The 25,613-nt window shown below is 63.9% G+C and carries 24 protein-coding genes and 1 pseudogene; 15 read left to right on the top strand and 10 right to left on the bottom strand.

Annotated elements, in window-relative coordinates; all coding sequences use genetic code 11:
* Positions 1 to 323: 323 nt before the first annotated feature.
* Positions 324 to 3,059, bottom strand: a complete 2,736-nt coding sequence (locus tag ABIA40_RS04425; protein ID WP_404539365.1) for an EAL domain-containing protein — start codon at positions 3,057 to 3,059, stop codon at positions 324 to 326.
* A 44-nt stretch (positions 3,060 to 3,103) separates the two neighbouring features.
* The gene (locus ABIA40_RS04420; protein ID WP_404539362.1) at positions 3,104 to 4,345 is read right to left on the bottom strand and encodes a FecR domain-containing protein; all 1,242 of its coding nucleotides are present in this window, start codon (positions 4,343 to 4,345) and stop codon (positions 3,104 to 3,106) included.
* Between the two features lie 131 nt (positions 4,346 to 4,476).
* Between ABIA40_RS04420 and ABIA40_RS04415 the strand changes: the two genes are divergently transcribed.
* Together ABIA40_RS04415 and ABIA40_RS04410 are read left to right on the top strand one after the other, a co-directional pair.
* Complete coding sequence (locus ABIA40_RS04415; protein WP_271544227.1) at positions 4,477 to 6,273, top strand: ShlB/FhaC/HecB family hemolysin secretion/activation protein; 1,797 nt, start codon at positions 4,477 to 4,479, stop codon at positions 6,271 to 6,273.
* Positions 6,274 to 6,607: 334 nt separating this feature from the next.
* Positions 6,608 to 6,925: a cytochrome c gene (locus tag ABIA40_RS04410; protein WP_157283860.1), complete on the top strand. Its 318-nt coding sequence runs from the start codon at positions 6,608 to 6,610 to the stop codon at positions 6,923 to 6,925.
* A gap of 284 nt (positions 6,926 to 7,209) precedes the next feature.
* Here ABIA40_RS04410 and ABIA40_RS04405 read toward each other — a convergent pair whose 3' ends face one another.
* Positions 7,210 to 7,551, bottom strand: a complete 342-nt coding sequence (locus tag ABIA40_RS04405; protein WP_157283861.1) for a phasin — start codon at positions 7,549 to 7,551, stop codon at positions 7,210 to 7,212.
* A gap of 133 nt (positions 7,552 to 7,684) precedes the next feature.
* Complete coding sequence (locus tag ABIA40_RS04400; RefSeq protein ID WP_036007684.1) at positions 7,685 to 7,870, bottom strand: hypothetical protein; 186 nt, start codon at positions 7,868 to 7,870, stop codon at positions 7,685 to 7,687.
* A gap of 567 nt (positions 7,871 to 8,437) precedes the next feature.
* Between ABIA40_RS04400 and ABIA40_RS04395 the strand changes: the two genes are divergently transcribed.
* Positions 8,438 to 8,794 carry a hypothetical protein gene (locus tag ABIA40_RS04395; RefSeq protein ID WP_157284176.1) on the top strand — a complete coding sequence of 119 codons (357 nt, stop codon included), beginning with the start codon at positions 8,438 to 8,440 and terminating at the stop codon, positions 8,792 to 8,794.
* A 45-nt stretch (positions 8,795 to 8,839) separates the two neighbouring features.
* Here the strand turns inward: ABIA40_RS04395 and ABIA40_RS04390 are convergent, their stop codons facing one another.
* Positions 8,840 to 9,415, bottom strand: a complete 576-nt coding sequence (locus ABIA40_RS04390) for a hypothetical protein (RefSeq protein WP_404539357.1) — start codon at positions 9,413 to 9,415, stop codon at positions 8,840 to 8,842.
* Between the two features lie 45 nt (positions 9,416 to 9,460).
* The gene (locus ABIA40_RS04385; protein ID WP_271544218.1) at positions 9,461 to 9,997 is read right to left on the bottom strand and encodes a GcrA family cell cycle regulator; all 537 of its coding nucleotides are present in this window, start codon (positions 9,995 to 9,997) and stop codon (positions 9,461 to 9,463) included.
* A gap of 155 nt (positions 9,998 to 10,152) precedes the next feature.
* On the opposite strand from ABIA40_RS04385, the gene ABIA40_RS04380 reads away from it, so the two are divergent.
* Entirely contained in the window at positions 10,153 to 10,761 is a 609-nt protein-coding gene (locus ABIA40_RS04380; protein ID WP_036045323.1) for a S24 family peptidase, read from the top strand.
* 100 nt (positions 10,762 to 10,861) lie between these two features.
* Positions 10,862 to 11,137, top strand: a complete 276-nt coding sequence (locus ABIA40_RS04375; RefSeq protein ID WP_404539354.1) for a hypothetical protein — start codon at positions 10,862 to 10,864, stop codon at positions 11,135 to 11,137.
* Positions 11,138 to 11,221: 84 nt separating this feature from the next.
* Here the strand turns inward: ABIA40_RS04375 and ABIA40_RS04370 are convergent, their stop codons facing one another.
* The gene (locus ABIA40_RS04370) at positions 11,222 to 12,196 is read right to left on the bottom strand and encodes a quinone oxidoreductase (RefSeq protein WP_275500678.1); all 975 of its coding nucleotides are present in this window, start codon (positions 12,194 to 12,196) and stop codon (positions 11,222 to 11,224) included.
* Between the two features lie 225 nt (positions 12,197 to 12,421).
* Between ABIA40_RS04370 and ABIA40_RS04365 the strand changes: the two genes are divergently transcribed.
* The 3 genes from ABIA40_RS04365 (at position 12,422) to ABIA40_RS04355 (ending at position 15,102) form a co-directional block, all read left to right on the top strand.
* Entirely contained in the window at positions 12,422 to 12,622 is a 201-nt protein-coding gene (locus ABIA40_RS04365; RefSeq protein WP_036007702.1) for a hypothetical protein, read from the top strand.
* A gap of 147 nt (positions 12,623 to 12,769) precedes the next feature.
* Positions 12,770 to 13,717, top strand: coding sequence for a MoxR family ATPase (locus ABIA40_RS04360; protein ID WP_036007771.1), 948 nt, complete (start codon positions 12,770 to 12,772; stop codon positions 13,715 to 13,717).
* Between the two features lie 5 nt (positions 13,718 to 13,722).
* Positions 13,723 to 15,102, top strand: a complete 1,380-nt coding sequence (locus ABIA40_RS04355; protein ID WP_157283865.1) for a VWA domain-containing protein — start codon at positions 13,723 to 13,725, stop codon at positions 15,100 to 15,102.
* A 19-nt stretch (positions 15,103 to 15,121) separates the two neighbouring features.
* On the opposite strand, the gene ABIA40_RS04350 is transcribed toward ABIA40_RS04355, so the two are convergent.
* Positions 15,122 to 15,298 (bottom strand): hypothetical protein, encoded by a 177-nt coding sequence (locus ABIA40_RS04350; RefSeq protein WP_404539350.1) that lies wholly within the window; start codon positions 15,296 to 15,298, stop codon positions 15,122 to 15,124.
* A gap of 350 nt (positions 15,299 to 15,648) precedes the next feature.
* On the opposite strand from ABIA40_RS04350, the gene ABIA40_RS04345 reads away from it, so the two are divergent.
* Both ABIA40_RS04345 and ABIA40_RS04340 read left to right on the top strand, forming a co-directional pair.
* Positions 15,649 to 15,870 carry a hypothetical protein gene (locus ABIA40_RS04345; protein WP_271544208.1) on the top strand — a complete coding sequence of 74 codons (222 nt, stop codon included), beginning with the start codon at positions 15,649 to 15,651 and terminating at the stop codon, positions 15,868 to 15,870.
* Between the two features lie 137 nt (positions 15,871 to 16,007).
* Positions 16,008 to 17,021: a formamidase gene (locus ABIA40_RS04340; RefSeq protein ID WP_404539347.1), complete on the top strand. Its 1,014-nt coding sequence runs from the start codon at positions 16,008 to 16,010 to the stop codon at positions 17,019 to 17,021.
* A 72-nt stretch (positions 17,022 to 17,093) separates the two neighbouring features.
* Here ABIA40_RS04340 and ABIA40_RS04335 read toward each other — a convergent pair whose 3' ends face one another.
* Together ABIA40_RS04335 and ABIA40_RS04330 are read right to left on the bottom strand one after the other, a co-directional pair.
* Complete coding sequence (locus ABIA40_RS04335; RefSeq protein ID WP_404539344.1) at positions 17,094 to 18,467, bottom strand: hypothetical protein; 1,374 nt, start codon at positions 18,465 to 18,467, stop codon at positions 17,094 to 17,096.
* 107 nt (positions 18,468 to 18,574) lie between these two features.
* Entirely contained in the window at positions 18,575 to 19,831 is a 1,257-nt protein-coding gene (locus ABIA40_RS04330) for an allantoate amidohydrolase (RefSeq protein WP_404546160.1), read from the bottom strand.
* A 397-nt stretch (positions 19,832 to 20,228) separates the two neighbouring features.
* Between ABIA40_RS04330 and ABIA40_RS04325 the strand changes: the two genes are divergently transcribed.
* The 5 genes and pseudogenes from ABIA40_RS04325 to ABIA40_RS04305 all read left to right on the top strand — a co-directional run bounded on the left by ABIA40_RS04325 (position 20,229) and on the right by ABIA40_RS04305 (position 25,610).
* Entirely contained in the window at positions 20,229 to 21,341 is a 1,113-nt protein-coding gene (locus ABIA40_RS04325) for a BMP family ABC transporter substrate-binding protein (RefSeq protein ID WP_036007715.1), read from the top strand.
* Positions 21,338 to 22,452, top strand: a pseudogene (locus ABIA40_RS04320) (ABC transporter permease). Before ABIA40_RS04325 ends, ABIA40_RS04320 begins: the two are co-directional and overlap by 4 nt.
* A gap of 1 nt (position 22,453) precedes the next feature.
* On the top strand, positions 22,454 to 23,380 hold the full coding sequence (locus ABIA40_RS04315) for an ABC transporter permease (protein ID WP_036045297.1): 927 nt from the start codon (positions 22,454 to 22,456) through the stop codon (positions 23,378 to 23,380).
* 17 nt (positions 23,381 to 23,397) lie between these two features.
* Positions 23,398 to 24,081 (top strand): cysteine hydrolase family protein, encoded by a 684-nt coding sequence (locus ABIA40_RS04310; RefSeq protein WP_404539340.1) that lies wholly within the window; start codon positions 23,398 to 23,400, stop codon positions 24,079 to 24,081.
* Positions 24,078 to 25,610, top strand: a complete 1,533-nt coding sequence (locus ABIA40_RS04305; RefSeq protein WP_225182870.1) for an ABC transporter ATP-binding protein — start codon at positions 24,078 to 24,080, stop codon at positions 25,608 to 25,610. Before ABIA40_RS04310 ends, ABIA40_RS04305 begins: the two co-directional genes overlap by 4 nt.
* Positions 25,611 to 25,613 lie beyond the last annotated feature (3 nt).

Raw genomic sequence — 25,613 nt, 5'->3', positions numbered from 1 at the left:
CGGCCATTTGGTTCCCGGTGCTTAGTTCCGTGATTTCAGTTTGGCAAAATACTCATGATCTCGGCCTTCGTCGGCTGTGGGTCAAAAGCTGCCCTGCGCAACTTCAAGATGTCTCTCCGCTCAGCTTTCGAAAGCAGACCATGCGAGGCCAATCCCCGTGGCGCATTTCCGCGCTCAGATCGCGATGCGAACTCGCGGGAAGCAGGAATGTAGGCCCCGTCACCGGATGCTGAATACCAGATGTTGACCCGCGCGACGGTGCTCGCCAAAACAACCAGCCTCCATTCGGAGTGCTAGTGTCACGCGCAGGCCAAAGCCTCCGCTCAGGCGGCGCTGACAGTCTGGAGTTCGGCCGCCAGGAACTGTCTCTCAAACGCCTCGGCGGGCATCGGACGGCCGAAGAAATATCCCTGCCCTTCCTCGCATCCCATGGTGACCAGGAAGTCGGCCGTTGCGCGGTTCTCAATGCCTTCGGCGACGACGGTGAGACCGAGCTGCTTACTGAGGCCGATGGTCGACCCGACGATGGCAGCGTCGTCGGAGTTCGAGAGAAGACCGAAGACGAACGACCGGTCGATCTTGAGGCCGTCGAGCGGAAACTTCTTGAGATAGCTCAGGCTCGCATAACCGGTGCCGAAATCATCGAACAGGATCCGGACGCCGAGCTCCTGGATTCGCTTGAACATTTCAAGCACGCGGCGTTCGTCATGCAGCAGGATGTCTTCGGTGACTTCGATCTCGAGCAGCGACGGCGTCAGCCCCGTCGTCTCGAGCAGCGCTGCAACCGAATGCGCAAGGTCGCCGGACTGAAGCTGCGAGGGAGAGAGGTTGATCGCGACGCGCACATCGCTGCCGGACAATTCCCAAGCTCGCGCCTGGCGGCAGGCGGTCTCCATCACCCAGTTCGCGATCCGCTCCGACAGCGCCGAGGTGTTGACAACAGGCATGAATTCGGCCGGCGAGACGTAGCCGCGCACCGGATGCCGCCAGCGGATCAGCGCTTCGGCTCCGACCAGGCTGCCGTCGATCAGATGAACTTGCGGCTGGTAGAACAGCTCGAATTCGCCGCGATCGGCCGCAAGCGCCAGCTCGCCCTCCAGCCTCAAGCGGGTCTCGAGCTCCTGCCGGATCGCGGCTTCGAATACGACGTGGCCGCCGCGCCTGGTCGCCTTGGCTTTCGTCAGCGCGAGATGGCCGTTGCTCAGGAGGTCATCGGCGTTGCTCCCGCCTTCAGGATAGACGGCGACGCCAACGCTGATCTTGACCCGGTGCTGGCGCGTGCCGGTTGCGAGAGGGGCTTCGAACGCGCGCGCGATTCGCTCGGTCACCGCCGCGACCGGCTCAGTGATCTCTGCGCAATCGATCGCGATGGCAAATTCGTCGCCGCTGAGCCGGGCGACGATCGCCTTGCCACCGACTTCGCTCCGGAGCCGCTCGGCGACCGCGCGCAGCACGAGGTCGCCGGCGGAGTGCCCTAGCATGTTGTTGATCTCTTGGAAGCCGTCGAGCCCGAGCACGAGCAACGCGACGCTCGATCGCTCCGCCGCGGCGATCAGATCGGTCAGGCCCACATGCAGCATGTTCCGGTTGGCCAGCCCCGTCAGCGCGTCATGTTCGGCGAGATATCGAATGCGTTCGGCTTCACGTTTGCGCACAGAAATATCGCGCAGGATGGCACCATATTGAAAGCCGTCCGTTCCCTGCCAGCCCGAAAAGCTCGCCTCGACCGGGAAGGTTTCCCCGTTCTTGCGCCGGCCTTCGAACTCGACGACGACGGCGCCCCCCGGCACCAGAAGCGCCTGGCGCGCGGCGTCGTGCATGGACGGTCTTGCACCGGCGTGTGCCGGCAAAGCGCACAGCGTTTCGAACGGGCGGCCGATGATCTCGGCCGGCATGTAGCCGAAGATCGCGCTCGCGCCGGGATTCCAGACCGTGATGCGGTGATCCTCGTCGGTGCAGACCAGCCCGTCGCCGAGCGACATCGCGATGCGATGAAAGCGGCTCTCGGCGATGCGTCCGAGCAGGCTGCGGAAGTCGATTTCGTCGAGCGCAATCGCGGTCAGGTAAGCGACGATGGCGATGTGGAACAGCGACGTATCGATGACCAGGGGCCATCTTGCCTGCACAAGGATTGCGGCCAGCTCGACCACCGCCCCGGCTGCGATCAGGATTGCGACGCGAAGTCCTGGCGCGATACGGCGCCACGAATACAGCATCAGCAGGCAGATTGCGCCCAGTCCGACCACCATGCCGACATCGGAGGTCCAGCGCAGGGTCCGGTTCTGTAGGATCGATTCAGCGGCGAGCGCCTGGAGGACTGGCCCCGAGATGATACTGCCGTTGGGAACGCTGAAACGGTCGCCGAGCTCGAGCGCCGTGGCGCCAATGATGACCTTCTTGCCTTTCAGCTTGTCGAGCGTGGCGCTATCGCCGCGCAGCACGTCGACATAGGAGACGGCGGGAATGGAGGGTGCGCGAATGCTGAAATCGATCAGAAAGGGCGGTCGCCGATTGGCGTCCTGTCCCGCCAGCACGACGGCCATCGAAGGCATGAAAGCATCGCCGAGCTTCTCGCCGAACGGATAGCGGCGAACCAGCCCGTCGGATTCGATTGCGACATTGACGAGAGCCGGCCACGACTGGTTGCTGAACGACTTCAGCGGCCGGTTGACGTGGGCCGGGCCGCCCCTCGGTGTCGGCTGCTTGAAGGATGGCAGGATCGTCGAACCGCCGGCGTCTCGCAATGCCTTGGCGAAGGCCGCGTCGGAGGCGGGATCCGACGGCGTGCTGAAATCGACATCGAAGGCAACCTCCTGCGCGCCTGCCGCTTCCAGCCTTTGCAGCATTTCGGCATGGAGACGCCGCGGCCAGGGCCACACCCCGATCTGGTCGATCGACGGCGCATCGATACCGACCACGACGATGTCGCCGGTGGCCGCACGCGTTTGCCACTTGAATCGAAGATCGGTGAGCGCATTGCGAAGCGCAGCGTGCCAGCCCGTGGACAACACCACCGCGAGCGCGATCACGACAAGAATATGCGGCCGATAGCGTTTCACCCGAGCCCCCCACACCCGCCCCGACGGAAGCGTCCACCTAGAGCTCAGCGTCTGCCGTGCCCATTGCTGCCATTTCCGTGGCCGTGGCCGTTGTTGCCTCTGCCATTGCCGGTGGCGCCGTTGTCGGCATGGCTGCTGTGACCGTGACCGTTGTTGCCGCCGTTACCGCTATTGTTTTGATTGCCGCTGTTGCCGCTGTTGCCACCGTTGCCGTTGTTGTTGTCCGAGTTACCGTTGCCACCGTCCTTTCCGTTGTTTGCTCGCGGGGCATCGCTGGATGCGCCGGCCGTCGTTGCGGCGATCGTGGCGTTCGCGCTGGCGGCACCGCTGCTTGCCGCGCTGCTGGATGCGGCCGGGCTCGTCTTGCCATCGTTCCAGACCGTCTGACTGTCGCCCCTGGCATTCGCGTTACGTGCCTGCCCTGGCGGAACGCCGCCGTGCGCAAGGCCGCGCGTCGCCTTGTGGACGTTCAGCTTGACCTCTCCCAGCGCGGCCGAAATGCGCACGACTCCCGCCTTGGGGGCATGCCCCCCGGCCGCCTGCCCCGAGGCCTTGGGTGCGCCGGACGCCTTGCTTCCCTTGTCGACTGGGCCGAGCGCATGGATGGCATGGCCGTTGGCCGCATGGCGCGGCGCCGACAGGCCCGACTTCGGCACTGGGACACGCTCGATCGTGGGTGCGCGGGGCTTGCCCTGCTCGATCGGATTGAGCGTCCCCGCACCGCTGAGGCTGAGACCGGGCTTGCCGTGTTCGAAGACGGTGGCCGCTTGTCCGGGCATCACTTGCGCAATCTGTCCCGTCTTGAAATCGGAGACTTCGACCTGGCCGCGGAGCACGCCGACCTTGGTGCTACCGGCACCGACCGTGACGCTGAACTGCGTTCCCTTGACCACGGCGGCGAGATAGGGCGTCTCGACCTCGAAATGCTTGACGTTGCGCTTCTCGACCTCGAGCAGGATCGAACCCGCCTGCTGGGTGATGGTGGTCGACAGGCCGTCCTTCTTCTCGGCCGGCAGGCCCACCACCGAATTGGGAGAGATCAGGATCGTTTCCTCGCCGCGGACGAGGAGAACGCGCCCGTTGCGACCGGTGCGAATGGTATCGCCGGGTTTCAGCGTTCCTTCTGACGTCAACGACACCTGCTGGGCGCCGCTCGTGGCAAGCCAGACCTCGCCCGAGGATTTGCTGACCGACCACACACCGTCGTCCGCCGCGAATGCGCTGGAGGCCGTCCCCAGGATCAGCGCCGCCGCCAGGGCGCGCCGCATTCCAACTCTGCCGAACATGATGATCCTCAGCCCGCGTTTACAGCCAAGCCTGAGGGGTATCCGAAATCACTCAAGATAGGATTATCGGAAAGCGGCCAGCGGAGCGGCCGGATTAACCAATCGTTGACCATAAAAACCTATGAAAAATCATGCGGCTAACGAACCCTTACCGTCCCGTGGCAGATCCTCCGTCGAACTACGGAGACAGCGTCGCTGCGCGCGGTGAGAAGCGGCATCTCCTTACCGCATTGGTATCGGCGGCGGTATTTTTCGCGGCAACTCCAGCGGCATTTGCTCAACAGGCGAACCAGCCGGGTTTCGATCCGCGCCAGCCCGAGAAATATTTTGATAACCAGACCGAGCAGGAATCGCTTGGCCGGCCGCCGGTCCGATTGCCGAGCGTCGGACAGCCCACGACGGGCGGCGATACCAAGCCGCAATTCGTGCTGCGCGGCGTCAGCGTCAGCGGCGCCCACGCGGTTTCCCCTGATCGCATCGCCGCTGTCTACCAGCCTTATCTCGGCCGGAAGGTCTCGCAGGCGGATCTGGCCGCGATTGCAGGCGCCATCAGCGACCTCTACCGCGAAGCCGGCTTTCATCTGAGCCGCGCCATCGTGCCACCACAAGACATCGCCGACGGCCGTGTCCGGATTCAGGTCCTGGAAGGTGCGATCGTGCAGGCCGAGCTGAAGGGCGACGGTGCCGAACAGTTCGGCATAAGGCCGATGCTGGCGCCGGTTCTGACCGAACAGCCTTCGCGACTGGCAACGCTCGAACGCCAGCTCTTCCTGATCAATGGCAGGCCGGGCGTCCGGATCACCGACACTGCGCTGGAGGAGATCGGCGGTACGACGGGCCGCTTCCGCCTGACCATCTACTTGAAGACCTGGCACGTCTTCTCCTCGTTCGGCCTCGACAATCTCGGATCCTCGTCGGTCGGTCCCTGGCAGACCTACGCCACCGGCGCGTTCAACTCCTACCTCACGCCTGGCGATACATTGGCGGTCAACCTGTCGACCATCGCCAACGACCCCCGTCAGCTCGGCTTCGCACGCCTGTCGTACGATGCGCCCGTCGGCGTCGACGGTGTCCGCCTCGGCGCTTCCGTGCTGTACAGCGCGGTAAGGCCCGGCGATATGCGCCGGCTCGACAGCGACATCACCACGACCGAGGCGTTCGAGCTGCGTGCCGGCGTCGTCCCGTTGCAGTCGCAATCCTCCACGCTCACGCTGACCGCGGCGACGACCTTCAGCAATGTGTCCGAGCATGACCTTTACGGGCCCTGGTACAACGACCACATCAGGACGGCGAGCCTAACCGCCGACTACCGGCTGTTGGATCCTTTTGGCGGTACCAATTTTGCGACTTTGACCTACCGTCAGGGCCTGGACATTTTTGGCGCCTCGCATTTCCAGGACGATTTGTTGTCACGCGACGGCGCCTCCTCGAACTTCTCGGTCCTGAACCTCTGGTTCACGCGCTACCAGACACTCAACGATGTCTGGTCGCTCAAGCTCGGTGCGGCGAGCCAGACGGCATCGCGCCCGCTGTTCACCTCGCAGCAATTCTATCTTGGCGGCGCGGCCTTTGGCCGTGGCTATGGCGCAGCTGAGATCAGCGGCGACAACGGCCTTGCCGGCTCGCTCGAGCTGCGCTTCGACCAGAAGCTCAATTTCCGCTACTGGACCGGCTACCAACTCTATGCCTTTGGCGACGCTGGCGCCGTCTGGAACCACGGTTATCGCCTGAGCGACGGGCTGTCGCTGACATCGGCGGGGGCCGGTGTGCGCTTCTTCCTGCCGGACGACCTCCAGGCCGATTTCGGCGTCGCCGTCCCCTTAAGCTACCGGGCGCCTGACAACGAGCGTCGCAGCCCACGCTTTCTTTTCACGCTGTCGAGCGCGTTCCGGCTCTGCCCCGAACGCGGCAAGGCCGCCTGTCTCTAGCCGCCCCTTGCGCTTGCAGAGCCCAATGATCATGAACCCGGACGACTATTGGCCGGGACGCTTTGCGGCAGATCAAGGCGGCTCCGACACGGCACGGTAAGAAACCACGTGCCGTCGGAGAGACACGTGTCGCACTATACCGGAAGTCTTGGTAGGAAAAGCCTTGTTCCGAAGGGCCTGCTCGCGGCGAGAGTGCCTGCATCCATGCGGCATCTCTATCGTTCGACCCGCAGGCTGCTGCGCTCGATCGTCGCTCGCATCGATCTCTCGCAGTTTCCAGGATCCTGCTGCGGATGAGCACAGCAGCCGCAAGCGAATGCAGAAAGATTGCCCTATGCTCCGGCATGTGAGACGGATTTTCCTGCTGCTTGGACTCGTCTCTGGCGTCGGCTCGTCGTCCGCTCTCGGCGCCGATGCCGGTCACGGCGCCGACCTCGCCAGGCGCTGGTGCGCGAGCTGCCATGTCGTGGCGAACGGACAGGCTCAGGCGAGCGCCGACGTCCCTTCCTTTGCGTCCGTCGCGCGCAGGCCGGATTTCAGTGCGGAAAGGCTCGCATTCTTCCTGCTCGATCCGCACCCGAAGATGCCGAATTTTCCCCTGAGCCGAACCGAAGCCGGCGATATCGCGGCCTACATCGCATCGCTGCGTTAGATGCCTGATCGGCCGCCGAAGGCCGCGCTCGAGCAAACCGTTCAGCGCTTTTCCGAAGTCATGCTTCAGCGATAGTCTGAGCTTCATCCCGGATGGTCACGCCGGGCTGCACGAAGGCTGCAAATGCAAATCCCTGCCGGTGGACCGGCAGGGATCAGCAGAAAGGATGACAGACGGCGAATGAGATCATTCGGTGGCCCATCATGGACCTGCACCGGTATCGAAGCGCGGATCTTCACGTCATACAAGATCAATTTGTGGGCACGCTGTACACAGACCGAAAATCAGGGCTTGCCCTTGCCGGGTTGCATGAGACTGCCGGTCATCTGACGCATGTGATCTCCGGCGCTGGTGAACTGACTACGGAGGAAATCGGATTGGATTCGCATTGCCTCCTGGAGGTCGGTGGCATGCACCAGCTTGCGCGCATGCTCGAAGGCCGACTTCATGTTCTGCTCCGTGAAAGCCAACGCCTGCTTCGACACCTCTGTCCCCGCCCCCGGAACGGACGACATCGATTTGGTCGCCGCTTCAAAGAACATGCCGAAGGCCTTTTCGGCCTGGTCGATGGTCTTCTCGGCCAAGTCACGCAGTTCGGCCGGAACTTCGATTTTCGGTTCGATCATGGTCTCGCTCCTCCCTTTTTCCGTCTGAATACCACATTTGCCTGACCGCCATCCAGCCGCCAGCGCTCCGGCGAACGATGCCGGGGAGCCTGCTCTGGCAGGAAAATGGGCAGGATGGGCGCGCGGCCGGGCTCTAGGATAAGGGGTGCTCGGGAAGAGCTTCGTCGGTGGCGAGATCTTCGACCAGCTTGATCACCTCGAAGCGCTGTCGCGGCGCGAGCTTCAGGAAGGCCCGCAGCAGGCGCAGACTTTCCACGGTGCTGCCTGCAGGCACACCGAGCTTGAGATGCAGCTCAGCCGCGAAATTGAGGTTTTTCATCTCGCACCTATGACAAGCATCGGTCGTGATCCGCTCGAGAACCGAACGCCGCAACAGAACTATGGCGACGAACGTTAGGCCGAAGGGACCCGCCGGGTTGCAGGCTGAACCGCGTCCAAACGACGGCCTCCATCTGGTTGCAACTATGCCAAGCAACAACCCATCCGGCAAGCCCAACCGTGGGTATAGCGATGCTTGGTCTGCATCGCGCCACGGCGTTTCCGGATAACAGGAATATCGATCGCCGTCACCCACCTGCGTCAAGAAGCGTCATCAATCACGCGCACAGCCCTCTTGCTGTCAATCGACACGGGGTTTCGTCGTGCTTCCGACGTGAAATCCACGTTAGCGCGCACGAATTGGCGATTCTTCAGCAAGATGCACGCATTTGTTGAATCGGTCCCGGCGGTTGCGTTAGGCGCGTGAAAGTCGATCTCGCGGCCGGTCCCCGTGAACCGCCGTCCACGCGCGAGCGACCAAGCCGTTGCGGCACGGCCACGCAGACACGGGCGCCATGGCTGAAAACTCTTCGATTGGGCGCACCTCAGCACCAAAAAGGACGACGGCATGCTTTCTCGCTGCGATCTCATCAAGGGCGCCGCAATCGCGCTTCTCACCCTTTCGACACAAGGCGCATGGGCGCAGGAGACCAAGATGAACCTGTTCAAGATCGTCACCGTCAAGGACGAAATCGTCGTCGGACTGTCGGCGGCAGAGCTTCAGGCGCTCGGCGGCAATGATGCGAGCGCCGTTGCACACGCGCTGGCACAGAAGGGCGATCTCACCGTCTGGCAATACAACGTGCATCGTGGCCCCAACGGCGAATTACAGCAGGCACCGACAGCCAAGATCGGGCTGCTGGCCCATGCCTCGCTGCGCGTCGAGCCCTACACCACGCCCTACCAGATCGTCCCTCACCCGTAAGCAATGGGCGGGACGCCGGCGGCCGAGACCGCCGGCGCTCCGCAATCATCCACGTCGGCCCCCGCGCGCCGTTCCCGTGTCCGTCGCGAAGCCGTAGATCAGCGCCAGCCGGTCCAGGCATTCGCGAAAACGCCGCGCGAAGTAATCGTTCCAGCGTTGCGTGCGGACGGCACGACGCTGCCCAACCTGATCCATGGTCAGACCCAGCACCAGCACGTCGTGCACCAGCGCGGCGCCGTCGGTGCCGAGCTCTCGTTCGATCCGGTTGAGCCGCAGCACCGCCTGGCGCTGGCTTTCGGTGACGGGCTCACGCGTGCCCGTCCCATCGACATATTCGCGCGTCGTATCCACCGCCTGCGGGCCGCGTTCCGCCCGCTCCCAATCGTTCTGGAAGGCGCGCCCGCCGCGGTATTGCGCCTCGTCGATCTGATGGTGCGCGTGCAGCCGGCCAAGCGGATCGCCGCGGACCGACCGGATCGCCAGGATCTTCTCGTCGGAATCGAGCGCGTGCGGATTGTCGACCTCCACCTCCGCGGTCTCGGCGTTGAACGGCACCTCCCGCGACCGCCGGTCGTAGATCTGCGCCAATTTGTAGGACTTGTTGCGTCGGGCACGAGCCACTCGGATCTCCTTGCAAGACTGAGAGTTGAACGGAGGGCGGCACCGTCAGAGCGCCGAGACCAGCTTCAGCACGACCGGGCCCGCGGCACGGGCCGCCGACGCAGCCTCGGAACGGCGCGTCAGACGGCCATGCGGCGCGCAATAGCTCGAGCCCGGCTGGCGCGGGTGGCCGCAGAAGGTGATCTCCTCACCGTCCTTGTCGCCGCCATAGGGATAGCGGCAGTCGGCCGGCTCGAGCTCGACCAATTGGATCAGGCGCGGCTGGATGCCGACACAGCGCAACTTCACCCGCGCTGCAGGCTTCATGGCGGACTTCGGCGGCAGATTGAGGCTCGGCCACGCCACCCGGCGCGGCGAAAGCAGGGTGGGTTCACCCGGCAAGGGCGGCGCGAGCGCCGGGCTCGTCATCCATTGCGGCACGATGAGCCCGAGCCGCTTGGCGCGGCCGACCACCGCGCTGCGCGTATAAGCCGTTCCAAACCTTGCGTTTATCTGTCTTCCGATCTCCGCATAAGACATGCCTTTGTGAAAATAGTCGCGAAGCGCGTCGGAGTGCTCCGACGGCCAATGGCCCGGTTCCATGCTGCTGTCCTGTGATGCGCCTCCACCCGGGAGGCGAGACGCACATTCCGTTATTCCGAATACAGAGTCAAGCCGTATTTCTGATATTCATAATTGCATCAATTCCGAATTTCGGATTACAAGAGGCGAGACGGTGCGCAATCGAGGGAATCACCATGCTGGACGTAGCAATGATTGAGCGGGGCCTGGAGAAGACGGGCAAGAGCAAGGGCGGCCTGGCTGCGGCCATGGGCGTGCGGCCCGGCGCGGTCTCGGAGATTCTCGGCGGCGAGCGCCTGGTGAAGGCCTCGGAGATAATTCCGATCATGGAATATCTCGAGCTCAATCTCGCGCCGATCATGGGCCGCGTCGGAGCCGGCGCGGTGATCGAGCCGGACTACGAACAGGTTCCGCCGGAAGGTCTCGGCGACGTCGCGTTGCCCTTCCCGATCATGGAAGAGACGATCGCATTCGAGATCGTGGGCGATTCGATGCTGCCCAAATACGAAAGCGGCGACGTGATCGTCGTCTACAAGGACCAGCGCCACCCGCTGTCGAGCTTCTACGGCGAAGAGGCCGTGGTCCGCCTCAAGACGGGCGAGCGCTATCTGAAGACCATCGAGCGGGGCAAATCTCCCTCAGTGGTCAACCTCACGAGCTTCAATGCCAAGCCGATCGTCGGCGTCAAGCTTGACTGGGTCGGGGAGATCTGCCTGTCCATGCCCAAGGGACAGCTTGAGCGGCTGCGCGCGAAGTCGGCGCGGCCGCGCAAGAAGGGCAAATGAGGGCTGCCGCTTCTGATTAACAGAAATCACACTTGACATAATTCCGATTTTCGGAAATAATCTGCCGCGTCCCGTCCACGGGGCGCGGCAGGATCGTTTCATGCAATACTTCGTCGTGATGATCGATTATGGACGGCGGGGCCGCGAGGCGGTCGTCGATCCCGAAATCACCCGGCGCGAGGTCATTTCCCGCATCGCCTCGGGTGAGTATCGGAACGTCTCGTTCATCCACGAGATCGTGGAGAACTCGGTCGAGGATGTCACCGAGGCCATCCTGGCCGAGGCGGCCCTCCCACAGATCGAGCCCGAGGACGTCGATCTCCAGGCAATTCGCCTCGATCACGTCCGCGACCTGCGCAAGCACGAGAGGACGTGACGCAGGCCCACAGCATGATCCGGACCTGAAGGGCCGCGTTAGCGCAAAGTGTGCAGCGGAGCTCGCGCCACCGCCCCGTCGGCACTACACCAGGAGAACAGTCGATCCCGTGGTCTTGCGTGCCGCAAGATCGGCATGCGCCTTGGCGGCGTCCTTCAGCGGGTAGGTCTGGTGCACCTCGATCTTGACCGCTCCGGACTTGACGACGTCGAACAGCTCGCCCGCCATCGCCACCAGATTTTCGCGCTTGGCGGCGTAGGTAAACAGCGTCGGACGCGTGACGTAGAGTGAGCCCTTCTGGGCGAGCAGGCCAAGATTAAGCGGCTCAACCGCGCCGGAGGACTGGCCGAACAGCGCGGCGACGCCGAGCGGAGCGAGGCAATCCAGCGATTTCAGGAACGTGTCCTTGCCGACGGAATCATACACCACCGGCACCTTCTTGCCGCCGGTGATCTCGTCGACCCGCTTCACGAAATCTTCCCTTGTATAGATGATGACATGGTCGCAGCCATGCGCGTTTGCCAGCTTCGCCTTCTCGTCGTTGCTGACGGTGCCGATCACGGTCGCGCCGAGATGCTTCGCCCACTGGCTCAAGATCAGGCCGACACCGCCGGCGGCCGCATGCAGCAGGATGGTATCGCCGGCCTTCACCCGATAGGTCTGGCGGATCAGATATTGCGTGGTGAGCCCCTTGAGCATCATCGCCGCCGCTGTCTTGTCGTCGACGCCGTCGGGCAATTTCAACAGCCGGTCGGCGGGGATCAGCCGCGCCTCCGCATAGGCCCCGAGCGGCGAGGCGCCGTAAGCGACGCGATCGCCCGGCTTCAGATCGGTGACGCCAGGCCCAACCTCCTCGACGACGCCAGCCGCCTCGCTGCCGAGCCCGCTCGGCAGTTGCGCCGGATAGAGGCCGGAACGGTTATAGATGTCGACGAAATTGAGGCCGACCGCGGTGTGGCGGATGCGCGCCTCGCCGGGCCCAGGTTTGCCGACGCTGACCTCCTCCCAGACCAGGACTTCCGGACCGCCGGTTTTGTGAAAGCGAATGGCATGCGTCATGGGCGTGCTCCTTTATCGTTGAAATGAAAGTCCGAACACCGGATCGGCCTGTGAAATAGGCATTTGGTCCGCCCGTTACAGTATAGAAGCCGTAACAAGAATGTCACAGCGAACGACAAACAGCCGCCGTTCCACTTCCATTCGAAAGAGTTGATGAGGGCCCCGCGGCGACCGGGAGTAGCCTTTGCGCGGGGTTTGATGGGTCGCCTGCGAAGGAGAGCCGAGATGCCAGCTTACGTTCAGCATCATCAGGACGTCGAAATCGCGCCAGTGAATTGCCCCACCTGTATGGGGTTCCTGCCGATGTATGTGCGCGAGGTCGAGCCGCATTGGAGCCTTGCCAAGATCGACTTCGTCTATGAATGCGCCGATTGCGGCGCCGAGCTGAGGCAAACGATCCGCAAGCCGGAGTTGCTGCGGCACTGATCGCGCCAACAGCGAAGCGCCCAACTATTTGCGCTTAGCGGAAAAAACGCCGTTCACGCGGGTCGGATGTCTCCCAAACGTGGCTTGTTCTTTGCCTGGAACGCAGGCAGAACAAGCCTCAAGCAAGACCTTTGGGAGCGCCCTTTCGTGGCTGATCAGAAGGCCTCGACCTCGATCGAGGCAGTGGAGAGCGGCCTCGCCGCGCAGGGCTACATCGCGAGCCGGCAGATCGCGACTGCCGTCTATTTGTCGCAGCAGATCGAGAAGCCGATCCTGGTCGAGGGCCCCGCGGGCGTCGGCAAGACCGAGCTCGCCAAGGCGATCGCGGCATGGCGCGGCATGAAGATGATCCGCCTGCAATGCTATGAGGGCCTCGACGAGGCCAAGGCGCTCTACGAGTGGAAATACGCCAAGCAGCTTCTCTACACGCAGATCCTCAAGGACAAGCTCGGCGAGGTTCTCGGCGGCGCGCAGACGCTGCATGCCGCGCTCGACCAGCTCCACGATTTCGGCGACGTGTTCTTCTCCAAGGAATTCGTCGAGCCGCGGCCGCTGCTCCAGGCGCTTGAGCAGCCGGGCGGCTGCGTGCTCCTGATCGACGAGATCGACAAGTCGGACGCCGAATTCGAATCGCTGCTGCTGGAAATCCTGTCCGACTTCCAGGTCACCATCCCCGAGCTCGGAACCGTCTCGGCGATCACGCCGCCGACGGTGATCCTCACCTCCAACAGCGAGCGCGACCTCGGCGATGCCCTGAAGCGACGCTGCCTGCATCTGCATATCGGCTTTCCCGAGCAGCGGCTCGAGGAGCGCATCGTCGAAAGCCGCGTGCCCGGCATCTCGCAGACGCTGCGCCGGCAGATGGTCGGCTTCATCCACGAGATCCGCTCGCTGGATCTGAAGAAGCTGCCCTCGGTCAGCGAGACCATCGACTGGGCGCGTGTGCTGGTGCTGCTCCAGGCTTCCGAACTCGATACTGAGATCGTCAAGGATACGCTCAACGTGCTCCTGAAATACGAAGCCGACATCGAGGCCGCGACGCCGCAGGTGACGACCTTCATTGCCAAGGCGGCCCGGTCCAACGTCTTCGGTTGACGCCGATGCGCGAAAATCTCCATCGCTTCTTTCGGGCGGCACGCGGCGCTGGCGTTCACGTCTCGCCGGCCGAAAGCATCGATGCGATGCGCGCCGTCGCGCAGGTCGGCATCTCCGATCGTGCCGTGCTGCGCGATGCGCTGCTGCTGACGCTCGCCAAGTCGCAGGACGAGAAGCTCGCGCTCGGCGACTGCTTTGATCTGTTCTTCAGCCAGCCGGAGCCGCGGCAGGATCAGCCTGAGGCTGCCGGCGAAGATCATGCTGCGCAAGGCGAGGATCAGCCGCCCTCCGCCGGCTCGGCGAGCGAGGCGGGCGAAGGTCAGCCTTCCCAGGGCCTGGGTCCCTTGGCGCAGATGCTATTGTCGCAGGATCGCAACGCGATCGCTGCCGCGATTGCCAGTGCCTCCGGCGCGGCCTCCCTGTCCGATATCCGCTACTCCACCCAGCGCGGCATATTCTCCAGCCGCATCCTCGACGCCATGGGCCTCCAGCGCCTGCGCGACGATCTCGACCAGCTGACCGCGACCAACCCGTCGCTGGCCGAACGCCTGCGCGCCGCGCTCGATGCCTTGCGCGAAGCCGTGCGCGACACGGTCTCGCAAGGGCTTGCACTTTATGCCCGCGAGGAGGCCGAGAACCTCCGCAACGAGATCCTGCGCAACGCGCCGCTTGCCCGCATCGAGCGTCGCCAGGTCGCCGAGATGCGTGCCCTCATCCGCCAGATCGCACGCCGGCTGCGCGAGCGCTATTCCAAGCCGCGCAAGCGCCAGCGCCGCGGCCATCTCGACGTTCGCCGAACGCTCCGCCGCAACGCGGCCTGGGGCGGCGTGCCCTTCCTCACGGCATGGAAGCGCAAGCATCGCGACCGGCCGAAGATCGTCGCGCTGTGCGACGTCTCGGGCTCCGTTGCGCAAGTCTCGGACTTCTTCCTGCTGCTGATCCACTCGCTGCACGAGGTGGTCGACGACGTCCGCTCCTTCGCCTTCTCCTCACACCTGATCGAAGTCAGCGAGATCCTGGAGACGAAGTCGCCGGAGGAAGCGATGTCCGAGATCATGTCCAAGGTCGGTTTCGGCTCGTCGGATTACGGCTCCTCGCTGGTCGATTTCGAGAAGGAGTTCATGAGCGCGCTGACGCCGCAGACCACGGTGATCGTGCTCGGCGATGCCCGCAGCAACAATCTCGACCCACGCGCCGACATTTTGCGCCGGATCTCCGAGCGTTCGAAGCGGTTGGTCTGGCTCAATCCCGAGGGGCGGCTCGCCTGGGGCTTTGGCGATTCCGAGATGCCGCGCTACGCAACTTTTTGCAGCGTCGTGCGCCAATGCGCCACCGCGCAACAGCTCGAACGCGCTGTTTCCGATATTGTGGCGACTTATCAATAAGCAATAATAGCCACCTCCGTCAGGCGGCGTTCAGCTCGGCCTGATTGCACGCCCGAAAGTGACGCGCGATTTCGTCGAGAGCGCGCTGCTCCCATTCTTCTGCCTGCGCCAGCCAGAACGGCCGGCGCTTCGAATCGAGCGCCGCGCGCTCTCGGCAAAGGAATTCCTGACTGCGAATTTCCACCAGCCTGTTCATGCACTCCACTCCTGCCGTGTGAAGCCATTCCCCGCGGGCCAAGGTAACAGAGTCCTCAACCTCCCGCCTCATCATTTCTGTGCATATCGCGACGCCAAATAGGACAGTGATGCTTGCCGTGCACTGCGGCAGCTCGCATCGCAACATCAATTGCGGATCATCAATTAGTGATCGGAGATCGTGACGGTATTCTGCACGAACGACGTTAACTCTTGTGGCGCAACGAAGTGCCGCAATTTGTGAAGAGATGTTCTAAACAGCTGACCGAATTCCCGACTCATTGTCGTCGCATGGTCTTCATGCGGCGCCGCTAACAGGGGCACGCGAACCGGACGATCGGCTGAGGCAACATGAGCAACGATTTCGACTTTGATCTATCGACGGACCAGTGGGAAGCGCTAAAGGCGCTTCGCAACCCCGTGTCGAACGGTCGCCTCGCGAAGGCCTATCTCGTCGAAAGCCTCGCCAAGCTCGGCCTCGTTGTCATGAATGACGGCGTGCCTGCGATAACATCCGCAGGACGCAAGGTGCTGGTGCGCGGCTCATGCCGGCTGCTCGATCTCGTGGCGTGACGAGATCGCCTGCTGCCGCGGAACTGCGCCATCGCCTGAAAAATAACCTTTAGCTCTTCATCGAAATCGGATTTGCTTCTTGCGGCAAAAGATCCGGCGCGCAACGACGCTGCGCCAGACAGGCAAGGGAGCTGATCATGAACGGGCTTGGCGGGCTGAACAAATCCCCCAACGGTGTGGTAGTCGGACTTGTGCAGCTGCAACTGCCTAATGTGGTGAGCGCGGCCGATCTCGCCAGGCAGACCGAGCGCATCGTCTGGATGGTCGGCAAGGCCCGCCGCAATCTCTCCACCATGGATCTGGTGGTCTTCCCCGAATACTCCCTGCACGGCCTCTCGATGGACATCAATCCGGAGATCATGTGTCGGCTCGACGGACCGGAGGTTGCGGCCTTCAAGCAGGCCTGTATCGACAACAAGATCTGGGGCTGCTTCTCCATCATGGAGTTCAACCCGCATGGCAATCCCTACAACTCGGGCCTGATCATCGACGATCACGGCGAGATCAAGCTCTACTACCGCAAACTTCATCCCTGGATTCCGGTCGAGCCGTGGGAGCCCGGCGACATCGGCATTCCCGTGATCGAGGGTCCGAAGGGCGCGAAGATCGCGCTGATCATCTGTCATGACGGCATGTTCCCGGAGATGGCACGGGAATGCGCCTACAAAGGAGCGGAGATCATGATCCGCACCGCCGGCTACACCGCGCCGATCCGCGAAGCCTGGCGCTTCACCAACCAGGCCAATTCGTTTCAGAATCTGATGATCACCGCAAATGTCTGCATGTGCGGCTCGGACGGCTCGTTCGATTCCATGGGCGAAGGCATGATCGTCAATTTCGACGGCACCGTGCTGGCGCATGGTACGACCGGCCGTGCCGACGAGATCATCACCGCAGAGGTCCGGCCGGATCTCGTGCGCGAAGCCCGCATCAACTGGGGCGTCGAAAACAACATCTACCAGCTCTGGCACCGCGGCTACGTCGCGGTGAAGGGCGGCGCGATGGACTGCCCCTACACCTTCATGCAGGACATGGTCGCCGGCACCTTCCGACTGCCGTGGGAAAATCAGGTCAAGGTCACCGACGGCACCTCGTGCGGCTTCCCGGCCCCGACGCGGATGTTCGGCAAGACGGCGAAGGCGGCGGAATAATCCGGGTTTCTCGGGGTGAAACCGCGACAATCTGGCACCGTGGCCTGCGCGCTCGGCAACCTCGGTCGCGGATCAATCGTTCCACTGGAGGAGTGGCGTGCCGTAGGCCCTCCTCCAAACCGACAGAAAGCGCGGAAACCACGAGTGGGCCACGGCACCCTTATAGGCCCAGGTGCGATACTTCAGACCCTGCTCCGAGATCAGCTCCTGATAGCCGCCATGGAGTTCGGTCGCGGCGCGAATGTCCTTCAGGATTCCTTGCGCGCAGGCCCGATAGGTATCGCTCCCTGAGAACTCATCGTAATCCAGCATGCGGTCGGCAAATTCGACGTTGAACGTCGGCCAGGAGGAGCGCCCCTGATAGGCGGGAGCTGCGATCTTGTGGATGATCTTGGTCCGCGGGTTGTCCGCCGAAACCAGGAAGTGGAACGTGCTCGGAATGCGAAACCGTGGCTCGGCGATGATCAGATCCGTCGTAGCCGCGAACAGCGCGCGCTCGCTCGCCTCGCTCATATCCCAGAAGCCGCGATGCACGCTGACGAAATCCAATGCGACCGACGATGCCGGTGAGCTCGCCGGGCCGTCCAGGGAATGCCTGATGTAGCCGTTCTTGCCGAAGAGGCGGAGCAGATCCCTCTTGTACTGCGCGAGGTCGCGCCCGAGCAGCCGCTTCAGCTCGTTCTCGCCGACGATCCCGAGCTGCACGCCCCACACGAAGGTCGTGTAGACGCAGGCATTGGTGACGAAACGCCGGCGCTCGGCGCGGGTATCCGTCGCCGCGGAGCGCGGGCCGCTGGCGTCGCACAGCAAATATCTGGTGCCGTCAGCGTCGAAGGACTCCAGCTCGCTCGCAAGCTTCAGGATCGCGCGCTTCAGGTCTCCGCCATATTCGGCCAGCAACAAGCGGCCGGCATGCGCGCATTGCGACATCGCAAGGTGGGACGACGCCCTCTCCTCGGCAGAGATCATCTGCTGCAGACCGGCGAGAATGCCGAGCAGCGTATCCGAGGGTCGCGAAAAATAGTTCACGCCGAGATACCGGCCGCGCCCGGCCGGTACGATGGTCGTGGTGACCACGTCGGCGCGAACGGCCTCCAGCAGCAGGCGCACGCTCTTCTCGAGCAGGCGCACCCGCCGCACCGCGTCCTGCGCATCCATGATGGTTTCAGGATCGAGAACGTCGGGATAGAACCAGGCGAAGTCGCGGGGGTAATAGGCGGAGGCGTGCGGTGCGCCGGTGACGAGGAAGGCCTCGGTCACCGAAAAGGCGCTGTCCATCGAGTGCCGATAGAGGTCCTCGATCGCCGACAACGAATGATGCGATTGTCTCAGGAATCGATCACCGAGGAAATTGACCGCCTGAAGGGCGTTGGCGACGAAGGTCGCAGCCATCCCCTGATAGAACCGGTTTTCACGATGTGATGGAAAAGAGATGTCGCTGTTCATGTCCGTCGATCGGCTGATTGTCTAGTGACCCTCGTGATGATGGCCGCCATCTTAAACATGACTGATTCGTATCTCTACCCGGTGACTTGCGGGTTCGTGACGCTCGCCTAGGCCGTACGCGGCCCGAAATTCTCGATCACCCGCAGCAGCACACGCGCGCCGGCATCGGCATCGGCGAGCGCGACATGCTCGTCCGGGTGATGGCTGATGCCGCCGCGGCAGCGGACGAAGATCATGCCGACATCGGCAATGTCGATCATCGCCATGCCGTCGTGCCCTGCCCCGCTCGGCAGCTCGAACACGGAGAAGCCTTCGGCTTCGATCGCCTGCGCGATCTGCTGCTTGAGCCAGGGCGCGCAGGGCGCGGTGCGGTTCTCGTGGGTAACGTCGAGCTGAAGCGCCAGCTGTCGCCGCTTGGCGATCGCCTCGATCTGGCCGACGACATCGGCCGCCGCGCGCTTGCGATGCATGTCGGTCGGCGCGCGCATGTCGATGGTGAAGGATACCTCACCCGGAATGACGTTGGTCGCGCCGGGCCTCGCCTGGATGTAGCCAACGGTGCCGAGGAGGCCGCCCTCGTCGGTGCGGCAAAATTGCTCGATCACATTGATGCATTCGGCCGCACCGGCGAGCGCGTCACGGCGCAGCGCCATCGGCACGGTGCCGGCGTGACCGGCCATACCCGAGAGCCGGGCTGCAAGGCGCGTGGCCCCGGCAATGGCGGTGACGACGCCCACGGGCAGGTTCTGCGCTTCCAGCACCGGCCCCTGCTCGATGTGCAATTCGAGATAGCCAAGCAGCTCGCACCGCGCGCGCGCGGCCGCACCGATATGGTCGGGATCGAGGCCGAACTGCACGAGCGCCTCGCGCATCGACACGCCGTCGCGGTCGCGCGTATTCAGCACGCTCTCATCGAAGGTGCCGGCCACCGCACGGCTGCCGAGCAAGGTCGAAGCGAACCGCACCCCCTCCTCGTCGGCAAAGCCGATCACCTCGATCGCAAATGGCAGGCGCTTGCCGCGGCGGTTGAGATCGGCGACGCAAGAGATCGCCGTGATCACACCCAGCGGTCCATCCCATTTGCCGGCATCGCGCACGGTGTCGTAATGCGAGCCGAGCATCAGGCAGGGCATGCCCGGCCGGTCGCCTTCGTACCGTCCGCAGACATTGCCGATGGCATCGAGATGGGCGCTCATGCCGGCCTCGCGCATCCACCCCATGATGAGGTCCGCGGCCTTGCGCAGCTCCTTGCTGAGGAAGATGCGGGTGAGCTTCTCGGGGTCTTCCGAGATCGCGCCGAGCTCGTTGATCCGGCGAACGATCTCATTGCCGAGCGATGCATCGTGAACGGTACCAGCGCCCATCTCGGCGAGCTTTCCATCTTCTGAGGACACGGCGGTCCTGACGACAATCGATACAGGTTCGGTGCCAGCGGACATCCTCCGGCGCCGTCCCAGTCAGCGCGTGGTTAGCATGAATGCGCCTTGCCGGCCGACCGTCCGACGCGGATCATGCACATGCGCGAGCAGGTTCTGGCTGCTCAACTCCGCTGCATACAATGCTTTGATATTGCCCAGAAATTAGCCTGCCATTTTCCTCGCCAAGTTCAAAGCACACATTATCCCATATTTGTTTCAAGTACTTATAACGAATTGCACGCTTCATAGTCTCTGGCACGAAGCTTGCGACATCTGATCCCGGCTCCGCCAAGCCGGCGCAGCCGTGAGATCAAGGCGGGGCATCCGCCAAGGGGAGCGAGCAATGGATTCTGGCAGGATTTCACGACGTCATGTGTTGCAGGGCGGCGCGGCCCTCACCCTCGGCGCGGCAGCGGGCCTCCGCCCGGCCTTCGCAGCCGAGACCACCATCGGCTTCATCTATGTCGGCTCGCGCGACGACTACGGCTACAACCAGGCGCACGCGCAGGGCGCGGCGGCGCTGAAGAAGATTCCCGGCCTCAAGGTGGTCGAGGAGGAGAAGGTGCCGGAGACCGATGCGGTCGAGAAGACGATCGAGTCCATGATCAATCTCGATGGCGCCACCCTGCTCTTCCCGACCTCGTTCGGGTACTACAATCCGCACATGATCAAGATGGCCAACAAGTACCCGAAGCTACGCTTCGAGCATTGCGGCGGCCTCTGGAGCGAGAAGGACCCCAAGAACGCCGGCAGCTATTTCGGCTATATCGACGAGGCTCAGTACATCTCCGGCATCGTCGCCGGCCTGACATCGAAGAGCAGCAAGCTCGGCTTTGTCGCGGCCAAGCCGATCCCTCAAGTGCTGCGCAACATCAACGCCTTCACGCTTGGCGCCAAGTCCGTCAATCCAAAGGCCACCACGCAGGTGATCTTCACCGGCGACTGGTCGATGCCGGTCAAGGAGGCCGAAGCCACCAACAGCCTGATCGATCAGGGCGTGGACGTGCTCACCTGCCACGTCGATGGGCCCAAGACCATGGTCGAGAACGCGGCACGGCGCGGCGCCTTCGTCTGCGGCTATCACACCAACCAGTCGGCGTTGGCACCCAAGGCTTATCTCACCGGCGCGGAGTGGAACTGGGAGGCGCTCTATCCGAAGTTCGTCAAGATGATCGCCTCCGGCGAAGGCATCCCGAATTTCTACCGCGGCGGCCTGAAGGAAGAGATCGTCAAGACCTCGCCCTATGGCGAAGCGGTCTCGGCCGAAGCGCGCAAGGCGGCCGACGAGGCCAAGGCAAAATTCCTGTCGGCAGAAGGCTACGCCATCTTCAAGGGCGGGCTGGTCGACAACAAGGGCAAGACAGTGATCCCTGCCGGCACCAATCGCGGCCAGAAGGATCCTGAACTGGAGAAAATGGACTACCTCGTCGAGGGCGTGCTCGGAGCCACTTCGTGACGACGGAAGCGGCGGATTCCACAGACGCGGTCGGGACAGTCGCCCCGGCCGCCGATCCCGGTTTCCTCCAGCGTCACGGCGGCACGATCGAATATGTCCTGATCCCGGGCGCGGCCCTGGTCGGCGCGCTCGCGGTGTTCGGCATCTTCGTCGCGATGTTCGGCAAGCATCCGCTCGATCTCTATTTCTACATGTATTACGGCGCGTTCGGCACCTGGTTCTCCTGGCAGAACACGCTGACGCGCGCAGCGCCCCTGATCCTCACCGCACTCTGTACTGCGCTGCCGGCGCAGCTCGGCATGGTCATCATCGGTGGCGAAGGCGCGCTGCTGATCGGCGCCTTGTCGGCAACCAGCGCCGCACTCGCGCTTCAGGGCATGCCGCCGCTCGTCGTCCAGGTCGCCATGGTCTGCGCCGGCGTGATCGGCGGCGGGCTGTGGATCATGCTCGCGGGCGGCTTGCGGCAATATCGCGGCGTCAACGAGACCATCTCGAGCCTGCTGCTCGTCTACATCGCGCTCGCGATCCTCAACCATCTCGTCGAGGGGCTGATGCGCGATCCCGCCAGCCTCAACAAGCCGTCCACCCGCGAGATCGGCGCCGCCAACATGATCGGCTCCATTCCTGGCACCGACGTGCATTGGGGCCTCGTGTTCGGCCTGATCGCTGCGATCGCCTCCTACATCCTGATCTATCACACTGTGTTCGGCTTCGCCGCGCGCGTGGCGGGCGGCAACATCCGTGCTGCGAAAAGATCGTCGGTCTCGGCGTCGACAAGCTGATCCTGACCGTCTGCTTCCTTGCCGGCGGCGCGGCTGGCCTCGCCGGCATGGTTGAGGTCGCCGCCGTGCAGGGACGCACCAACGCCAACCTCGCTGCCGGCTACGGCTTCACCGGCATTCTCGTCGCCTTTCTGGCGCGGCAAAATCCGCTTGCCATCATCCCCGTCGCGATCCTGCTCGGTGGCATCAGCGCCAGCGGCGGCCTGCTGCAACGCCGCTTGGGGCTGCCCGATGCGTCCGTGCTGGTGCTGCAGGGCATCATCTTCCTCTTCGTGCTCGCCAGCGATGCGCTCTACGGCCGCATCGGATTCCTGAAGGGAAAATCCTGAGATGGCAGACGGATCGATCGGCCTCTGGACCGTCCCGCTCGCCGTCCTCGGCGGCGCGATTCGCGTCTCCACTCCATTCCTGTTCGTGAGCCTGGGCGAATGCATCACCGAGCGTGCGGGCCGCATCAATCTCGGCCTCGAAGGCACGCTGGTGATGGGCGCGATGAGCGCCTATGGCATCTCCTATCTCACCGGCTCTCCGTGGCTCGGCGTGCTTGCCGCCGGCATCACCGGCGCGCTGCTGGGTGCGCTGCATGCCGGCATCTGCTCGCTGCCGCGCGTGAATGACGTTGCCGTCGGCATTGCCTTGATGCTGTTCGGCACTGGCCTTGCGTTCTATCTCGGCAAGCCGCTGATCGAGCCGACAGCGCCGCGGTTGCCCGCCATCGACTTCGGCTGGTGGAGCGACATCCCGCAAGTCCAGGCAGCGCTGCGCATCAACGTGCTGTTCCTGATCGGCGTGGCGCTGGCGCCGATCCTCTATTGGGCCTTCCGCACCACCCGCTGGGGCTTGCTCATCCGCACCGCCGGCGAGAGCGCGGATGCCGCACGCGCGATGGGCCATTCCGTGCTGCTGATCCGCCTGCGCGCCACCATGGCCGGTGGTTTCCTCGCGGGCATCGGCGGCTCGTTTCTGTCCCTGTTCTACCCCGGAAGCTGGAACGAGGGCCTTTCCTCGGGCCAGGGCATCACCGCCGTGGCCCTCGTGATCTTCGCGCGCTGGGATCCCCTGCTCTGCCTGTGGGCCTCGCTCGCCTTCGGCGGCGCAGCGGCGCTGGGTCCGGCGCTGCAATCGGTCGGCGTCACCTCCGGCTATCACCTCTTCAACGCCGCGCCCTACATCCTGACGCTGGCGATCATGATCATCACCTGCTCGCCGAAGCGGACGCTGACCGGCGCGCCCGCCGAACTCTCGATCACACGGTAACACGCACGAGGTCGTCCATGCCCGAGCGCTACATCAAGTCCGAGCCCTATGCCTGGCCCTACAATGGTGATCTCCGCCCCGAGAACACCGCGCTGATTATCATCGACATGCAGACCGATTTCTGCGGGGTCGGCGGCTATGTCGACAAGATGGGCTATGACCTCTCGCTGACACGGGCACCGATCGAGCCGATCAAGCGGCTGCTCGCGGCGATGCGCAAGCAACGCTTCCACATCATCCATACCCGCGAGGGCCACCGCCCCGATCTCTCCGACCTGCCCGCCAACAAGCGCTGGCGCTCGCGCCAGATCGGGGCCGGCATCGGCGATCCCGGCCCGTGCGGACGCATCCTGGTGCGCGGCGAGCCGGGCTGGGACATCATCGAGGAGCTGGCGCCGCTGCCGGGCGAGCCGATCATCGACAAACCCGGCAAGGGCTCGTTCTGCGCCACCGATCTGGAGCTGATCCTGCGCGTGCGCGGCATCGAGAACATCGTGCTGACCGGGATCACGACCGACGTCTGCGTCCACACCACGATGCGCGAGGCCAACGACCGCGGCTTCGAATGCGTCCTGCTGCACGATTGCTGCGGCGCGACCGACAAGAGCAACCACGACCATGCGCTGAAGATGATCAAGATGCAGGGCGGCGTATTCGGCGCGGTCTCGACCTCGGATGCCTTCATCGGAGCGATTTCGTGATCATCGGCGAAACGCCACCGCCCTCGGGCGCCTTCGGCGTCGACGCCGTCGCCATGACCATGCGCTTCGGCGACTTCCTGGCGCTGGACAATGTCGAGCTGAAGGTGCGGCCGGGCTCGTTCCACGCCCTGCTCGGCGAGAATGGCGCCGGCAAATCCACCCTCGTCAAATGCATCATGGGCTACTACCACGCGACCGAAGGCGACATCATCGTCGGCGGCCGCGAGCAGGCGATCGCCAACCCGAAGGATGCCCACGCGCTCGGCCTCGGCATGGTCTACCAGCATTTTACGCTGGTGCCGGCGATGACGGTTGCCGAAAACCTCGTGCTGGCGCGCGATGACGTGCCGGCCGTGGTGAACTGGCCGAACGAGATGAAGGAGTTGGAGGCGTTCTTGGGCAGCATGCCCTTCAAGGTACCGCTCTCCGCAAAGGTCTCCGACATCTCTGCCGGCGAACGGCAGAAGTGCGAGATCCTCAAGCAGCTCTATCTGAAGCGGCGCTTCCTGATCCTGGACGAGCCGACCTCGGTGCTGACCCCGGCGGAAGCCGACGAGGTGCTCGGCATGCTCCGCGACATGGTTGTGAAGGGCGAGCTGACCATCCTGATGATCACGCACAAGTTCCGCGAGGTCATGGCGTTTGCCGATGACGTCACCATCCTGCGCCGCGGCAAGCTCGCCGGTGCCGGCAAGGTTTCCGAGCTGACGCCGGACGCGATGGCCCGCACCATGATCGGTGCCGAGGAGTTGACGGTGCAGCCGCCGCGCACCGGCGAAGCCGGTCAGGCCAGGCTGGAGCTGCAAAAGCTCCGCGCCCTGGACGATGCGGGCGCCGTTGCCGTGCACGATGTCTCGCTCACCGTTCGCGCCGGCGAGATCGTCGGCATCGCCGGCGTTTCCGGGAATGGCCAGCGCCAGCTCGTCGAGGTGCTGGCCGGCCAGCGCGAGGCCGAGAGCGGGGAGGTGCGCGTCGCCGGCGATCTCTATCACGCAAGCCGCGAGGAGATGCGGCGGCACAGGATGTCGCTGCTGCCCGAGGAGCCGCTGAAGAACGCCTGCGTCGGCGGCATGAGCGTCGCCGACAACATCGCCTTTCGAGAATTCGACCGCGCACCCTTTGCAAGTGGCGGCTGGTGGCTCAATCGTAGCGCCTTCCGGAGCGACGCCAGGAAGAAGATCGGCCAGTACAAGATCAAGACCCGCACGCCCGATACGCCGATCTCGGCGCTGTCGGGCGGCAACGTGCAGCGGGCTGTACTGGCCCGCGAGCTCGGCGGCGACGTCGAAGTGCTGATCGCAGCCAATCCCTGCTTCGGCCTCGATTTCGCGGCGGTGGCGCAGATCCACGCCGAGATCATGGCCGCGCGCAACCGCGGCGCCGCCGTCCTGCTCGTCAGCGAGGACCTCGACGAGCTGCTCGAACTATCGGATAGGCTCGTGGTGATGTTCCACGGCGAATTCGTGTATGAAGCGCGGACCAGCGAAGCCGATCTCACGGTGGTCGGCCGCCACATGGCGGGGCACTGAACG

The sequence above is a fragment of the Bradyrhizobium sp. USDA 223 genome, assembly GCF_044909005.1.
GTDB classification, from domain to species: Bacteria; Pseudomonadota; Alphaproteobacteria; order Rhizobiales; family Xanthobacteraceae; genus Bradyrhizobium; species Bradyrhizobium yuanmingense.
This window is presented reverse-complemented; position numbering and strand designations above follow the sequence as displayed.

Bases quoted from the DNA above. Each gene is read 5' to 3' on its own strand.
- ABIA40_RS04420 (WP_404539362.1), bottom strand. From the start codon at position 4,345: ATGTTCGGCAGAGTTGGAATGCGGCGCGCCCTGGCGGCGGCGCTGATC.
- ABIA40_RS04415 (WP_271544227.1), top strand. From the start codon at position 4,477: ATGCGGCTAACGAACCCTTACCGTCCCGTGGCAGATCCTCCGTCGAAC.
- ABIA40_RS04410 (WP_157283860.1), top strand. From the start codon at position 6,608: ATGCTCCGGCATGTGAGACGGATTTTCCTGCTGCTTGGACTCGTCTCT.
- ABIA40_RS04405 (WP_157283861.1), bottom strand. From the start codon at position 7,551: ATGATCGAACCGAAAATCGAAGTTCCGGCCGAACTGCGTGACTTGGCC.
- ABIA40_RS04400 (WP_036007684.1), bottom strand. From the start codon at position 7,870: ATGAAAAACCTCAATTTCGCGGCTGAGCTGCATCTCAAGCTCGGTGTG.
- ABIA40_RS04395 (WP_157284176.1), top strand. From the start codon at position 8,438: ATGCTTTCTCGCTGCGATCTCATCAAGGGCGCCGCAATCGCGCTTCTC.
- ABIA40_RS04385 (WP_271544218.1), bottom strand. From the start codon at position 9,997: ATGGAACCGGGCCATTGGCCGTCGGAGCACTCCGACGCGCTTCGCGAC.
- ABIA40_RS04380 (WP_036045323.1), top strand. From the start codon at position 10,153: ATGCTGGACGTAGCAATGATTGAGCGGGGCCTGGAGAAGACGGGCAAG.
- ABIA40_RS04375 (WP_404539354.1), top strand. From the start codon at position 10,862: ATGCAATACTTCGTCGTGATGATCGATTATGGACGGCGGGGCCGCGAG.
- ABIA40_RS04370 (WP_275500678.1), bottom strand. From the start codon at position 12,196: ATGACGCATGCCATTCGCTTTCACAAAACCGGCGGTCCGGAAGTCCTG.
- ABIA40_RS04365 (WP_036007702.1), top strand. From the start codon at position 12,422: ATGCCAGCTTACGTTCAGCATCATCAGGACGTCGAAATCGCGCCAGTG.
- ABIA40_RS04355 (WP_157283865.1), top strand. From the start codon at position 13,723: ATGCGCGAAAATCTCCATCGCTTCTTTCGGGCGGCACGCGGCGCTGGC.
- ABIA40_RS04350 (WP_404539350.1), bottom strand. From the start codon at position 15,298: ATGAACAGGCTGGTGGAAATTCGCAGTCAGGAATTCCTTTGCCGAGAG.
- ABIA40_RS04345 (WP_271544208.1), top strand. From the start codon at position 15,649: ATGAGCAACGATTTCGACTTTGATCTATCGACGGACCAGTGGGAAGCG.
- ABIA40_RS04340 (WP_404539347.1), top strand. From the start codon at position 16,008: ATGAACGGGCTTGGCGGGCTGAACAAATCCCCCAACGGTGTGGTAGTC.
- ABIA40_RS04335 (WP_404539344.1), bottom strand. From the start codon at position 18,467: ATGAACAGCGACATCTCTTTTCCATCACATCGTGAAAACCGGTTCTAT.
- ABIA40_RS04330 (WP_404546160.1), bottom strand. From the start codon at position 19,831: ATGGGCGCTGGTACCGTTCACGATGCATCGCTCGGCAATGAGATCGTT.
- ABIA40_RS04325 (WP_036007715.1), top strand. From the start codon at position 20,229: ATGGATTCTGGCAGGATTTCACGACGTCATGTGTTGCAGGGCGGCGCG.
- ABIA40_RS04315 (WP_036045297.1), top strand. From the start codon at position 22,454: ATGGCAGACGGATCGATCGGCCTCTGGACCGTCCCGCTCGCCGTCCTC.
- ABIA40_RS04310 (WP_404539340.1), top strand. From the start codon at position 23,398: ATGCCCGAGCGCTACATCAAGTCCGAGCCCTATGCCTGGCCCTACAAT.